The sequence below is a fragment of the Pseudoalteromonas sp. Ld19 genome, from assembly GCF_045064135.1.
Classification (GTDB): Bacteria; Pseudomonadota; Gammaproteobacteria; order Enterobacterales; family Alteromonadaceae; genus Pseudoalteromonas; species Pseudoalteromonas aliena.
In genome coordinates this window covers 178,257-192,080 of sequence record NZ_JBISHA010000017.1, presented here as the reverse complement: position 1 = coordinate 192,080, position 13,824 = coordinate 178,257, and the positions used below count along the sequence as shown (strand labels likewise).

Annotated in this window: 15 protein-coding genes; 7 read left to right on the top strand and 8 right to left on the bottom strand. The window is 39.2% G+C overall.

Annotated features, from left to right (window positions below; all coding sequences use genetic code 11):
* Positions 1-268: 268 nt before the first annotated feature.
* Positions 269-1,243 carry an elongation factor P--(R)-beta-lysine ligase gene (epmA, locus tag ACJJVZ_RS05875; protein WP_405598908.1) on the bottom strand — a complete coding sequence of 325 codons (975 nt, stop codon included), beginning with the start codon at positions 1,241-1,243 and terminating at the stop codon, positions 269-271.
* 56 nt (positions 1,244-1,299) lie between these two features.
* On the bottom strand, positions 1,300-1,866 hold the full coding sequence (gene efp, locus ACJJVZ_RS05870) for an elongation factor P (RefSeq protein ID WP_077536047.1): 567 nt from the start codon (positions 1,864-1,866) through the stop codon (positions 1,300-1,302).
* Between the two features lie 41 nt (positions 1,867-1,907).
* Between efp and epmB the strand changes: the two genes are divergently transcribed.
* Positions 1,908-2,921 carry an EF-P beta-lysylation protein EpmB gene (gene epmB / locus ACJJVZ_RS05865; protein WP_193156260.1) on the top strand — a complete coding sequence of 338 codons (1,014 nt, stop codon included), beginning with the start codon at positions 1,908-1,910 and terminating at the stop codon, positions 2,919-2,921.
* Here epmB and ACJJVZ_RS05860 read toward each other — a convergent pair.
* The gene (locus tag ACJJVZ_RS05860) at positions 2,918-3,127 is read right to left on the bottom strand and encodes a hypothetical protein (RefSeq protein WP_077538842.1); all 210 of its coding nucleotides are present in this window, start codon (positions 3,125-3,127) and stop codon (positions 2,918-2,920) included. The genes epmB and ACJJVZ_RS05860 overlap by 4 nt on opposite strands.
* Positions 3,128-3,202: 75 nt before the next feature.
* Here ACJJVZ_RS05860 and ACJJVZ_RS05855 point away from each other — a divergent pair, with 75 nt between their 5' ends.
* The gene (locus ACJJVZ_RS05855) at positions 3,203-3,493 is read left to right on the top strand and encodes a prephenate dehydrogenase (protein ID WP_077536048.1); all 291 of its coding nucleotides are present in this window, start codon (positions 3,203-3,205) and stop codon (positions 3,491-3,493) included.
* A gap of 91 nt (positions 3,494-3,584) precedes the next feature.
* On the opposite strand, the gene ACJJVZ_RS05850 is transcribed toward ACJJVZ_RS05855, so the two are convergent.
* A complete protein-coding gene (locus tag ACJJVZ_RS05850; protein WP_405598903.1) occupies positions 3,585-4,082 on the bottom strand; it encodes a DUF3016 domain-containing protein in 498 nt (165 codons plus the stop codon).
* 279 nt (positions 4,083-4,361) lie between these two features.
* On the opposite strand from ACJJVZ_RS05850, the gene galE reads away from it, so the two are divergent.
* Positions 4,362-5,378, top strand: coding sequence for a UDP-glucose 4-epimerase GalE (galE, locus tag ACJJVZ_RS05845; protein ID WP_405598901.1), 1,017 nt, complete (start codon positions 4,362-4,364; stop codon positions 5,376-5,378).
* 77 nt (positions 5,379-5,455) lie between these two features.
* Here the strand turns inward: galE and zapE are convergent, their stop codons facing one another.
* Positions 5,456-6,565: a cell division protein ZapE gene (zapE, locus tag ACJJVZ_RS05840; protein ID WP_405598899.1), complete on the bottom strand. Its 1,110-nt coding sequence runs from the start codon at positions 6,563-6,565 to the stop codon at positions 5,456-5,458.
* Between the two features lie 59 nt (positions 6,566-6,624).
* On the opposite strand from zapE, the gene rsuA reads away from it, so the two are divergent.
* Positions 6,625-7,323 (top strand): 16S rRNA pseudouridine(516) synthase RsuA, encoded by a 699-nt coding sequence (gene rsuA, locus ACJJVZ_RS05835; protein WP_405598897.1) that lies wholly within the window; start codon positions 6,625-6,627, stop codon positions 7,321-7,323.
* A gap of 9 nt (positions 7,324-7,332) precedes the next feature.
* Here the strand turns inward: rsuA and ACJJVZ_RS05830 are convergent, their stop codons facing one another.
* Entirely contained in the window at positions 7,333-8,106 is a 774-nt protein-coding gene (locus tag ACJJVZ_RS05830; protein ID WP_138586322.1) for a YggN family protein, read from the bottom strand.
* A gap of 153 nt (positions 8,107-8,259) precedes the next feature.
* Positions 8,260-10,689: a zinc-dependent metalloprotease gene (locus tag ACJJVZ_RS05825; protein WP_405598894.1), complete on the bottom strand. Its 2,430-nt coding sequence runs from the start codon at positions 10,687-10,689 to the stop codon at positions 8,260-8,262.
* Between the two features lie 154 nt (positions 10,690-10,843).
* On the opposite strand from ACJJVZ_RS05825, the gene ACJJVZ_RS05820 reads away from it, so the two are divergent.
* The gene (locus ACJJVZ_RS05820) at positions 10,844-11,812 is read left to right on the top strand and encodes a class 1 fructose-bisphosphatase (protein WP_138586320.1); all 969 of its coding nucleotides are present in this window, start codon (positions 10,844-10,846) and stop codon (positions 11,810-11,812) included.
* A gap of 186 nt (positions 11,813-11,998) precedes the next feature.
* Here the strand turns inward: ACJJVZ_RS05820 and ACJJVZ_RS05815 are convergent, their stop codons facing one another.
* Positions 11,999-12,325, bottom strand: coding sequence for a hypothetical protein (locus ACJJVZ_RS05815; RefSeq protein WP_405598891.1), 327 nt, complete (start codon positions 12,323-12,325; stop codon positions 11,999-12,001).
* 43 nt (positions 12,326-12,368) lie between these two features.
* Between ACJJVZ_RS05815 and ACJJVZ_RS05810 the strand changes: the two genes are divergently transcribed.
* Complete coding sequence (locus tag ACJJVZ_RS05810) at positions 12,369-12,728, top strand: DUF5522 domain-containing protein (RefSeq protein ID WP_405599102.1); 360 nt, start codon at positions 12,369-12,371, stop codon at positions 12,726-12,728.
* A gap of 80 nt (positions 12,729-12,808) precedes the next feature.
* Positions 12,809-13,822, top strand: coding sequence for a glycosyltransferase family 9 protein (locus ACJJVZ_RS05805; protein ID WP_405598889.1), 1,014 nt, complete (start codon positions 12,809-12,811; stop codon positions 13,820-13,822).
* Positions 13,823-13,824 lie beyond the last annotated feature (2 nt).

The following is a 13,824-nucleotide window of genomic DNA, read 5'->3' as shown; positions in this document are numbered from 1 at the left end:
GAGCTTGCTCGCGTGAGAAGCAAAGCTTCTAATTACTTTAAACTAACCAAATAAAAAGAGCTTAAAGCTTTGCTTTAACGCGCCAGCAAGCTGTGCGCCTACAGGCTAAGCATCACGCTCTTTGCATATCAAATAAGTAACAATAAAATGTGTTGTAGACGTAGAGCTTGCGCACGTGAGAAGCGAAGCTTCTAATTACTAATCAAATAAAAAGAGCTTAAAGCTTTGCTTTAACGCGCCAGCAAGCTGTGCGCCTACAGGTCAATCATCACGCTCTTTGCACATCAAATGCAATAACGTCTTTAATTTTCTTTTTGTTGGTTGCGAGCATTACAAGCCTATCAATTCCCAGCGCAACGCCTGCACACTGTGGTAATCCATGCTCCAGCGCTTTAATTAAACGCGTATCCATTGGCACTTGTTTTAAACCGTTTTCAGCGCGGTATGCGTTATCTTCATTAAAACGTTTAGCTTGCTCGCTGGCATTGGTGAGTTCGTTAAAACCATTCGCTAATTCCATATTTTTATAATAAAGCTCAAAGCGCCCTGCTACGCGTGCATCGTGTTCACAAATTTGTGCAAGTGCTGCTTGAGAAGCTGGAAAGTGATACACAAAACATGGCTTATCTTGCCCTATTGTGGGCTCTACTTTCATACAAAATAATAATTGCAGTAAGGTATCTTTATGCGTTTCATTTTGGGCTATATCAGCAAATCCCAGCTCACATGCTAGTTGCTTTAATTGCTCTATGCTCGCTGTTAGCGGGTCAAGCCCAAGTGCTTGTTCAAACGCTTGCTGATAAGTAAGGCGCGTTGCAGGGTCAACACCTAAAACGAGCTGCATTAGCTCATCCATTTCATCCATAAGTGCAAATTCATCAAAGCCTGGGCGATACCATTCAAGCATAGTAAATTCAGGATTGTGATGGCTACCCGCTTCTTCATTTCTAAATGCTTTACAAAGCTGAAAAATAGCGCCTGAGCCTGCTGCTAATAAGCGTTTCATGGCAAACTCTGGAGATGTTTGTAAAAACAAAGGAAGCCCACCTGCGTGGCCTGGGCCTACAAATGTGGTATTAAAACTCGCTAAGTGTACATCGGTTACACTGGCAGCGCTTAAGCTCGGCGTTTCTACTTCTAAAACATCACGCGCATAAAAAAACTCACGAATGCGATGTAATATTTCTGCACGTTGCTTTAGTGTTTCAATACTTGCGCTAGGAGCCCAAAGATCTACTGACATATTTTCTCCAAAAAAAATCCCAGCGCAAGCTGGGATTTATCAAGCTGAGTTAAATGTTACTTAACGCGGCTTACGTATTCACCGTTACGAGTGTCTACTTTAATTACTTCGCCAATTTGTACGAATAATGGAACACGTACAACAGCACCCGTGCTAAGCGTTGCTGGTTTACCACCCGTGCCCGCTGTATCACCTTTAAGGCCAGGATCTGTTTCAGTGATCTCAAGCTCAACAAAGTTAGGTGGTGTAACAGCAATTGGGCTGCCGTTCCATAATGTAATTGTACATACATCATTTTCAACTAACCATTTAACAGCATCGCCTAGTGCTTTTTCGTCAGCAGCAATTTGCTCAAATGTTTCGTTGTTCATGAAGTGCCAAAATTCGCCGTCTGTGTATAGATACGCTAAATCTGTATCCATTACATCAGCACCTTCAACTGATTCACCCGATTTAAAGGTTTTTTCAAGCACCTTACCAGAGATAAGTTTACGGATACGAACACGGTTAAACGCTTGGCCTTTACCAGGTTTTACCATTTCATTTTCTAAAATACTGCAAGGCTCGCCGTCCATCATAATTTTTAGGCCGCCCTTGAACTCGTTGGTGCTATAATTCGCCATCGTTTCCTCTATTTATATTTTTTCGAGTAATCTACGTGCCAATGATACAAAGAAATGAAGCAAATTTGCATAAAAACTGGCAAAAAGAATTAGCAAATGTAGTTACCTGCCCAAAAACCTTGCTTGAAATGGTCGGTTTATCGAGCCAAGTCCATGAAAACGACCTAAAAGCCCGTAGTTTATTTGCAGTGCGTGTGCCTATCCCTTTTATAAAAAAAATGCGCAAAGGCGATCCAAACGATCCTCTTTTATTGCAAGTCATGCCACGCCATCAAGAATTTTTGACTAAATCAGGTTTTAATAAAGATCCACTGCTTGAGCAAGATAACGACCAACCTGGCCTTTTACACAAATATAAATCGCGTGTTTTAGTGATGTTTAAAACGGGTTGTGCGGTAAATTGCCGCTACTGCTTTAGAAGGCATTTTCCGTATCAAGAAAATCAGCTTAATAAAAAAAGCCTACTTGAGACGCTTAATTATATAAAATCAGATACTGATATTAACGAAGTGATTTTAAGTGGCGGCGATCCGCTAATGGCCAAAGATGATGCTATTAGTTGGTTTTTAGATGAGCTTGAACAACTACCGCAAATTAAACGCATGCGAATTCATAGCCGTTTACCTGTTGTTATTCCTGCGCGTATTACCAATGAATTGTGTGAGCGACTAGCAAAGTCACCCTTAAAAATTATTTTTATTAACCACATTAATCACGCAAACGAAATAGACGACGACTTTAAAGCAGCCATGCAAAAGCTTAAACACGCGAATGTAACGCTGTTAAACCAAGCGGTAATTTTAAAAGATGTGAATGATACGGTTGATGCACAAATAAACTTAAGCGAAGCATTATTTGATGCAGATGTATTACCGTATTATTTGTATTTGCTAGATAAAGTTGAAGGGGCCAGCCACTTTGATATTAATGAAGCGCAAGCAATCGAAATAATGGCAGAGCTATTAAAAGCCCTGCCTGGATTTTTAGTGCCTAAACTAGTGAGAGAAATAGGGGGTCAAAAAAGCAAAACACCTATCGATCTTAAGCTTATTTAAACGTATACATTTACGTTATTACCCAGTGTGGCTGTCACCGATTTAGCAGGTGTTTGCGCACTGGATGGTTGTGCGGCACCTTCAATAAGCGCAAGTGCTGCAGAGCCATCAACCTTTTGCTGCCTTTTTGCGAGCGCAGCACTTAAAACTTCAGCACCTTCGCCAGCACCAGACATTACTGGTAAATTTCCACCTGATATATTCATATAAACAATCCACCTGACTTTTAAATGTAATCCAAGTATTATATCGGCCATGCAGTACAAAGCTTTAGGAAAACCATGGATTCAATTATTGAACAACTCAATACAAACTTAAAAATTGTTTATCGCCAAGCACTTGATGCCGACAAAAAACTTGACGAACTACAGCAACAAGGTCATGGCAAATTTAAAGCCTTATTCGCACAAGATGCTGGCTTTAACTTTGAAGCTAAACGATTTAAACCTTACGTGCTTGACGTAGCCGCTGATGTAGAAAGCTTATCAACCGATGGTTTTAGTGAAGAAAAGCTTAAAGCTACCGTTATTAAGTTACAGCAATTATTGACACTTTTAGCTACTTTTAAGTAAAACAGCTAAAAGCAACACAACAAAAGCGCAAAGTAAACTCGCGCCTAAAACAAATAAACGCCGAGTTATCATAACTCAGCGTTTATTTGTTTTAATTTAAATTTAAATTTACTAGAATTTGTTCGCCAAACCACTCTGTTAATAAGTCCTTTTCATAATAAAACAGCTCATCTCGGCCTCTTTTTATTTTACTCATAAACCCTATATCTTTAAGCTCTACATCACTGCCTTTATTAACTACACTGCCATCTTTATTTGTTAACGAATAGTTAAGTTTAATGCGCGGAAAATAGATAGGTTTCACTATACGAATTTCATCCATACCGCCGTAACGAACGTCACCTGCTAAATCTAAATCAGTAAACTCTACATTTAATTTATACTCATTTGGCAATTGCTCTGCCAATTTAGTCATATGTGCTTCAAAACTTTCAATAATATGTTTGTGATACAAACCTTTAGCTTGATTTGATGGGCGCACATCACGATAGTCCTTAAAGTCATGCCATTTAACAGCAGACTCGCCTGCATGAGCAAATACAGGTAATGTTACACACATCAACATTGCAATTTTTTTCACTGAATTCATAACTTTCTCCAAAAAAGATATACTAATTATATAAAATATAGAATAAACCCTACATTAGCTTTCCTAAGCTCACTTTTAAATTTGTTTTCATAAAAAACTTGATTTTCGCTTTTAAGTGTCATTTAAAACACACTGAATGTAAACAGGTTTGTATAATTTACCATCACTTAGATTAAAAAAGGCCTTATTTAAGCTAGAAAAATTACAGATAAAACATGTAAAGCAACACGATTTATGGTGAAATTGACACAATTGATAAAAGGTACCCACGGAGCTTTCATGACTATTTTAGTAACCGGTGGCGCTGGCTATATTGGCTCACACACTGTTTTAGAACTTTTACAGCAAGGTAACAAAGTTGTTGTTATTGATAATTTAAGTAATTCATCACAGGAGTCTCTTACTCGTGTAAAAAAAATCACAGGTAAGGAAGCCACTTTTTACCAAGGTGATATTCTCGACAAAGCCTTTTTGGATTCAGTGTTTGCTAAGCACAAAATTGATAGTGTTATACATTTTGCTGGTTTAAAAGCGGTGGGGGAATCAGTTGCCAAACCCGTAGAGTATTATCAAAACAATGTACAAGGGACGTTAACACTTATTGATGCAATGCGTGACGCTGGTGTATTTAAGTTAGTATTTAGCTCATCAGCGACTGTTTACGGCGATCCTGCTAGCTTACCAATTAGAGAAGACTTCCCCGTAGGCGGTACTACTAACCCTTACGGCACATCTAAACTTATAGTTGAAATGATGCTACAAGATATCGCTAAATCAGATGAGCGTTTTGCGTTTGCTATTTTACGTTACTTCAACCCCGTTGGCGCGCATAAATCAGGCTTAATTGGTGAAGACCCTAATGGTATCCCAAACAACCTTTTACCATTTATTGCACAAGTTGCTGTAGGTAAATTAAAGCAACTTGCTGTATTTGGTGATGACTACGATACCGTTGATGGCACTGGTGTGCGCGACTATATTCATGTAGTAGATTTAGCAATTGGCCATTTAAAAGCGCTTGATAAAATTGCCTCGAGCACTGGTGCGCTAGTCTATAACTTAGGAACTGGTAATGGGTATTCTGTGTTGCAAATGGTAAATGCATTTATTAAAGCTAGCGATCAAGCTGTGCCGTATCAGGTTTCCCCACGTCGTGCTGGCGATATTGCTGCATGTTATGCAGCACCAGAAAAAGCACTTAGCGAACTGGGCTGGGAAGCTCTGCGCGGTATTGATGAAATGATGCAAGATACATGGCGTTGGCAGTCAAATAACCCGAATGGGTATAGACAATAAAGGTCTTATGAAAACAAGGTAAGGTCTAAATTTTATATTTACACTTTAGCCTAATGCCTAAAATCCATTATTTATACTCACCAATTTTGCATTTCTACTATGCGTGACTGTGTTCGTGCATATTCAAAACTCAATTTTTTGCCTTTATATAAATGCTCAATATCAGTTTGGGCATTGATCACTAACAACTTATTGCAATCATAAAACTCATCCACTAAGGCAATAAAGCGCCGCGCTTCGTCGTCAAAGGTGTGCTCGTCGAGCGTTTGCTTTTCACGTTGATAGCTATCTTCTATACCGTGCACTATCACTTTACCTGTCGCTTTAATACCCATTTGTGGCACGTTCGATACATATAACACATCAAATTGCGTTGCTAAAAACATATAATCGTTAGCACTGCGCGGGCCGGAACATAGCGCCATAAAATCAATCATCAAGGCGCTATCGGCTTTTAATAAATATGGTAATTCGCGGCCATGCACGCTAATTGTATTATTATGAATTACTGTAGAGAAAGACGTTAAAAACTCATTTTTAAAATCGTTATTTGGTAAATTAATAAAATAATGTCGACTATTTTTACCGTATCTAAAACGATGATCATCATCCCCCGCTACATTAATGATATGGCAATGGCTATTAATTAAATCAATCGTAGGTAAAAATAGCACCCGTTGCAGGCCGTTGTAATAAAGCTGCTCAGGCTTTGCGTTAGATGTAGCCACCAGCACCACACCTTGTTCAAACAACGCATTAAATAACTTAGCCATGATCATGGCATCGCCAATGTCGCTCACAAAAAATTCGTCAAAACACAGCACACGGATATTGTTAGCCCAATGCTTAGCAATCAGTGTAAGTGGATTTGCTTGCCCTTGCAGCTGCGAAAGTTGGGCATGCACTTGCGCTATAAAATGATGAAAATGCAGCCGCTGCTTTTGCTCAATAGGTAGGTTTTTATAAAATAAATCCATCAACATAGATTTACCACGCCCTACTGGCCCATATAAATAAACACCTTTTATTGTGGGTACTTTTTGCCACCACTTTAACGGTGTTTGTAACTGCTCACTTAAGCTATTTAATGCCATTACCGCGTTTTGTTGGGCTGCATCAAAGATAAGCTCACCGGATATAACTTTTGCTTGGTAATGGTTTAAAATTAGTGTGCTGTGCTCTGTCATGGCATTTCACTATCGGCTATAATCGCGCCCATTGTAGCCGACTAAAAATGTGAACTAAAATGAAATTCCCTTGCCGCTTAGATAAATTTATTAGCCACTTAGCAGAAATGCCACGCACGCAAGCCCGCGCGAGTATTAAGCGAAAAGAAGTAAGCGTTAATGGCGAAGTAATTACGTCACATAATTTTCAACTTGCTAAGCAAGATGAAGTATTGCACCAAGGCGAGCCTTTAGTCTTTTTAGGTAAGCGCTACATTATGCTCAACAAACCTGTCGGTTATGTATGCGCTAATAGTGACGAGCTACACAAAACTGTTTTTGACTTACTTGATGAGCCAAATATGAGCGATTTTCACGTAGCCGGTCGTTTAGATATAGACACCACAGGTTTGGTTATTATTACTAACGATGGCGAGTGGTCACATAAAATCACCTCACCTAAAAGTAATAAATTTAAAACTTACTTAGTAGAAACCCAAGAACCTATTACCGATGAAGCGCTTAGGCAACTACAAACAGGTGTCATGCTGCATAACGAAAAAGATCTAACCCGTCCAGCTATAGCTGAACGACTCGCAAATTACGGGCTGCGTTTATCAATAAGTGAAGGTAAATATCATCAAGTTAAGCGCATGCTTTACGCGGTAGATAATAAGGTCGTTGAATTACATCGCGAGCAGATTGCGGGGATTAAATTAGATGAAAACCTAGCAAGCGGTGAGTATAGATTGCTAACAGCCGAAGAGGTTAAGCTATAAAAGCTGTGTTTAAGATTTTATCTGTACTAAATCAAAATCGGCCATCCCAGGCACAATTGCTTGCAGACGCGATTCGGTGACATCTAATGCATTTAAACATTCGCAGTATTCAGACGCTTTAAGTTCAAGTTGATGGGCTTTTTTTTGCAACGACTTATCAATCTCTTTGGTGATGATATCCATGCGCTGGCCCATATCGTTAATGCGATCTTCTATATTGCCTTCACGCGATTTAAACGCATCTCCCAACGACATTAAAATAGCGCCGAGAGAGCCATGCACTGCAGAGTGAATTTTTTGGCTAATCTCTTTAGTAAAAAAATCATCAATTTGAGAAAGCGATTGTGGCGCTATAAAAAAGAAATCGTCGCCGCGCTTAAACTTATCCATTAATGCACGTTCTACATATTGCAGTTGGGTTTTAAGTACCTCAGGCTCTTTATCTGACATACCTTCAACAATGTGCTCAATTGCACTTAACCCTAAGTTAACGCCATCGGTGGCTAGGTTTACTAGTTCAGGTACTGTGTGACGAATGCCATTACTAAATTGCTCAAGTACTTTGCTTTCGTCGTCACTCAAATCAACCCAATAACCACGAATAAACAATTGGTTATTGTTATTAATTTGCACGCGGGTTTGGCCTTTATCAACAATACGAATTACATCATCGGTAATAATTAAACCGTGTCTGAGTTCTACGTCACACTGCTTTTGAGCGAATACACTGCTGCTTGAAAATGCTATGGACAACGCCAATATCGAACGAGATAGAAACGCCATAAACACCTCAAAAAGACTAAAATGGAAGGCGGGTAGGTTAACAAAAAACCAACTTTATGCAAGTAAAAGTACGCTATCGGCTATAAGCACATAATAAAACACCGAGCATAAATACACTCGGTGTTTTGCTTTATCGCTTACTTAAAATAAGTACTAAATTGGTGAGCCTGGTGGTATTGGCAATACTTTAAAATTGCTTGGCCACTGACCTTTAATTAAAAACTGATTTATTTGCTCAGCTAAGTATTGTTTAAACGCACTCTCGCCAGTACTTGTATGGCTTAGCATTGAATTTTGGTTAAAGTCTTCACTAAGCTCAACTAAATAATAACGCAATTGTGCTTGCACCTCTGGGCTGACACTATCACTTGCGACTAAATCAGCCATAGTTTTTGCTGTTAAAAACTGTACGCGCTGGGTGATTTTACCTACCATAGTGTTAGGCGACGATACATTGAACACTTGGCTATAAAGCGCTTTTAATAATTCATCTAAACTATAAAATTCATTATTGCGTGCTTGTTGTTGCGCTAGACGATTTAAGCGTTGTGCGTTTAACAAAAGTGACAAACTATGCTGTACAGCCACCTCTGGCAACGCCATTGCATCAAGTGTTAACCCCGTGCGCCCGACTATGCTTTCGCGAGACTTAGACTCGCCATACGCTTTTGGGGGAATGAGCGATAACACAGATTCAGGAAGTAACAAGTTACTGGGTTTAAGCGTTACAAAAATAGCGTTTACCGCTTCTTGCTGCACTTTTTTATCAACCACTTGCGCGCCTTTTACGGGTGAATCACCGCGTGTTTCGTATTCATAATCAACACCTGCGATAAGTTTAACCACAGCTTCAACCTGAAAACGGTGAAACAGATAAAGCGGAACTAGTTTTTCTTCTAATTGCGATAGTGAGTCGCCCGTTTTAATATTATTAATACCAAACTGCGAAAGCGCTTTTTTACGTACGTCGAGTACGCGTAAAAGTTCCTGTGAAGGGTTAGTACCATTATCCCATAAATGGGCTGTTGGATGCGCACCACCTTTAGCTCGTGCATCGCTATCTGATATAAACTCAAGGCCTTTGACTTTATTTTCTTTTAAAATAGCAGCGAGTTCTGCGCTTTCATCTTGGTTAGTAAAGTCGCTATAACCATATTTAATTACTTGGCTATCCCACACGCCCATGCCTGTTGCATAGCCACGCGTTACATCAAGCTTACCTTGTTCATTAAAACTAAGTAACGGATGTGGGTAATCCATTACAGAGGCTCTATCGCCTATTGATGCCGCAAAATTATGAGAAATACCTAGTGTATGACCAATTTCATGGGCGCTTAATTGACGAATACGATCAAGCGCCATTGCTTGTAAATTTTTAGCAACTTCATTGCCTTTCAAATAAGGTGCAGCAAGTGCTTCCGCTATTAAAATATCTTGGCGAACACGCAGAGATCCAAGTGTTACATGGCCTTTAATTATTTCGCCAGTACGTGGGTCGATTACCGAACTACCGTATGACCAACCACGCGTTGCACGGTGTACCCATTGAATAACGTTATAACGAATATCCATAGGATCGGCATTACTTGGCAACACTTTTACTATAAATGCGTTCTTATATCCGGCACCGCTAAAGGCATCGTTCCACCACTTTGCGCCTTCAAGTAACGCACTTTTAACCGGTTCGGGCACACCTGGATCAAGATAATAAACAATAGGTTCAACTGGCTCACTAATAGGCAGACTTGAATCTTTTTTAGTTAAACGATGGCGTGGTATGTAGCGCACATACAGTGACTCACCCAGTGGCGCGGCGTAATCTTTATGTTCAATACTCCAAAAGCCTGATTGTGGATTAAACTTGCGCGGCGTGTAGTTATCGTCTGGTAATTTAATTAGTGAATGATGCATATGCACAGTAAGTGCGTATGGGTCGGCGCTGACTTGGCGAACAAATTCGCCTGGTTTTGTGCCTTTAAATGTAAGTACTGCTTCTAGCTCAGTATTTTTTACAAATGCCTTTGAGCGATTCATATAAACGGCGCTACGCGATTCATCAAGGCTAAAACTGCCTTGCTTACGCGCAGCAAGCGTGCGGCTTACACCATGCACATCACTTAACAAATAAGGTGTGTAATCAATAAGTGCTGTATTTTTTTCTTCGGCGACTACTTTAAAACCTGCGAGTATGCTTGATGCAAACGCTTCTTTAATGCTTTGCTGCTCAGCCTTATTACTCGTATTAGCACGATAGTAAGTGTTTACAGCACGTAGCATCACTTTATCGCCAAAACGTTCAAACTGCACAAGGTGGGTATTACCAAGCTGACCCCGGTCAAGGCCTATGTCATTAGAGCCAATACCATATGGTAAACTTTGCTGTAATAAAAATTGTTGTTCTAACTTATCTACTTTTAAATATACTTTTCCATTTTGAGTATCATAAAAAAATGAGTAATAACCCGGAAAGTGATTCATTTGCGTAGTAAATTCATCAATTGACTTAATTGCTGCGTGCGCTTGAGTTATGATACAGAGCAACACGGTCAAGAATATGTAACTTAGTTGTGATATTTTTTTCATAATCTTATCTTTGTTATTGGCGTTTTAAGTACGATTAGGTACCACCATTATAAGGTGGTATTTAAACAATACAGGTATTTAAGACGAATTTCAGCGCTCTAAGCTAATCTCTCTCACATTATGATTAGTTTTAACACGTTATCAGGAAAATAGAATGCGTAGACTCCCTCCAGTATTACTTGAAGATGGTTGTTCAAGAGAACTTTTATCGTTAATTCGAACAATTTTAGCAGCATGTAAAGAAATTTCGTTTCGCGTTGGTCAAGGCGAACTATCTGGCGTATTAGGCTCAACCCTTGATGAAAATATTCAAGGCGAAACCCAAAAAAAGCTCGATGTATTATCTAACCAGTTGTTAAAAGATATTTTACTGGAATCAGGCACGGTTAAAGCAATCGCCTCAGAAGAAGAAGACTACACAGTCGCTGGTAACTCAGACGCTAAATTTATCGTCGCATTTGACCCACTGGATGGCTCGTCAAATACCGATATTAACTCACTTGTGGGTACTATATTTTCTATTATGGAAGCGCCTGAAGGCTCTGACGCTGCTGATGAAAGCATTTTTATGCAGCCAGGTCATAAGCAAGTTGCTGCAGGTTACGTACTTTACGGGCCATCAACGATGCTTGCGCTTACCACAGGCAAAGGCACCCGCATGTTTACCCTTGATAAAACACAAGGCAGCTTTTTACTCACTGAAGATTTTGCCACTATTCCTGCAGATACAAACGAATTTGCAATTAATGCATCGAATCAACGTCATTGGCAACCAGCTATGCAAAACTACATCAATGATTTACTAGCAGGCGATACTGGCCCTCGCGCTAAAAACTTTAATATGCGCTGGATTGCAGCGATGGTGGGCGATGTTCATCGCGTACTGAGTCGCGGTGGTTTATTTACTTATCCTACCGATACAAAAGATCCTAAAAAACCAAATAAATTACGCCTACTTTACGAAGCAAATCCAATGGCCATGCTTGTAGAGCAAGCTGGCGGTATCGCATCAACAGGGTCTGAACGTATTATGGATATTCAGCCTGATGCAATCCACCAGCGCGTAGCTGTTATTTTAGGTTCTAAAAACGAAGTAGAAACGTGCTTGGGATATCATAAGTAATAAAGTTTTAAGTTACTTGAAAAGAAACATCATATTCAATTTGAGTATGGTGTTTTTTATTGTGAGTGAGGTTTATACCTCGCTTTTAAAATACGTTACATAAGCGCGAAGCTTTTAACGTGAGCAAGCTCTACGTCTACAACCCTAGGCTCGGTGCTAAATTTGTCTGTAAACGCGCAGCTTGCTTCATTTAGCTATTAGCTTCAATATTTGAGCCAGTTTTTCATGGTTAAGCTCTCCCATTTGTTCACTGTTGCTGAGCGCATAAATAACACCGTCATGCTCTGAGCAATCAATATCATCTCGCGATTCAATTACGTTTGCCCAAAGCTCCAAGTCATCCAAGTCTATTTCGTTACATAAACAGCGTTTAAGTACATCAATTAAAACCGCAGTTGAGAGAGTATAATGGGTTTTATTGCTATCAGCAGAACCTGAAACAATAGCCGATATAGCTTCATCCCTTTGTTCACCAAACGTAATAAATTCAGCTAATGCTTTTTGTATATTCATAATGTTTGTTATTCTTGGTTCATTGTTATTAAAAAGAATTATGATGACTCAACTTAACTGCACTCAATGCCATACCACTCTAACGTGTAATGTAGATAATATATCGGCGTGTTGGTGCAACGAGCTGCCTGCTATTTTACCGCTAGATACCAATGCAACAAGTTGTTTATGCCGCAAGTGCACGCTTAATAAACTAAGTGCTTTTCTAGAAGATATTTATAAGCAGCCAATTAAAAGCCAAATAGGTTTCGCCAAGCAGTTTAGAGGGAGCGACAATCTAATTGAAGGCCTTGATTACACCATGCAAAATGGCTATATGGTATTTAGTAAGTGGTTTTTTTTAAAGCGAGGATCGTGTTGTAAAAACGGCTGCAAAAATTGCCCGTATGGCTTTAAAAAATAAAAAATTCACAAACTAGACGATTCTCAGTTTTATATATTTAAGTTATTATTATAAATAAGTTAATAACAATACAACGTGCTATGAAGCAACTAATAAATAAAAAAATAACCGGCTCTATTTTAATTATTCCACCAAAGTATATTGGTGATGCAATTAACAGCATAGCCGCAACAACATTACTCAGAGAACTTTACCCAGATAACCAAATAATCTTATTGGTCAAACCGCTTCTTGCACCTATTTTTGAGCGCGATGATCGCTTAAACTTAACCATAATGATAGATCAGCGCTGTAACAAAAAAAAGCTATCTTCTGTGTTCTCTTTAGCTAAAAAAATTCGTAATAATAATGTCCAAATGGCTGTAATTATGAGAAGCGGATTCTCTGAGGCGCTATTATGCTCTTTAGCTAAAATAAAATACAAAATAGGTTATAAAAAGAATGGACGCTCTTGGCTACTTAGCCATAGCTACAAACTAAATAGTAATCACCATTATATAAATAGATATTGTCGATTAGTGAATGAACCTCACAACAATCCTTTTTCGGCATCTCCACTTCCGTACTTATTTAGCCAAAAGAGCGAGTTAATAGAGACAACAAGCAAACCTGTAGTGGTAGTTTATTACGGTGGTGTGATCAAAAAACAAAGGCATTACCCATCACATCAGGCACTTAAATCTTTAGCATATTTGAATGAAATGACCCCCTGTCATTTTATACTTGTCGGAGATAATCAAGAGACAGCTGAGAATAATAAAATATCAAAAGATTTATACCAACAGCAAATTGATCATCAAGATCTCACTGGACTAACCTCCCTTACCGAATTGGTTGATGTAATCGCAAATGCTAATTTATTAATCACTATTGACTCGGGAGCAATGCACATAGCGGCGGCAACAAAAACCGCGTTCGCAGCGGTTGTAGGGCTTGGTACGTCACCGTGGAGCATTGTCGAACCTAAATATCAAAATAAAATATCTTTAGTGGCTAACGGTACAAGTCTGCATGATGCTGAGATTATTACAGAAATCACACCTGAGACAGTTGCTAATGCTAGCGCGTCTTTACTTGCTTTGGAAGATAAATGACC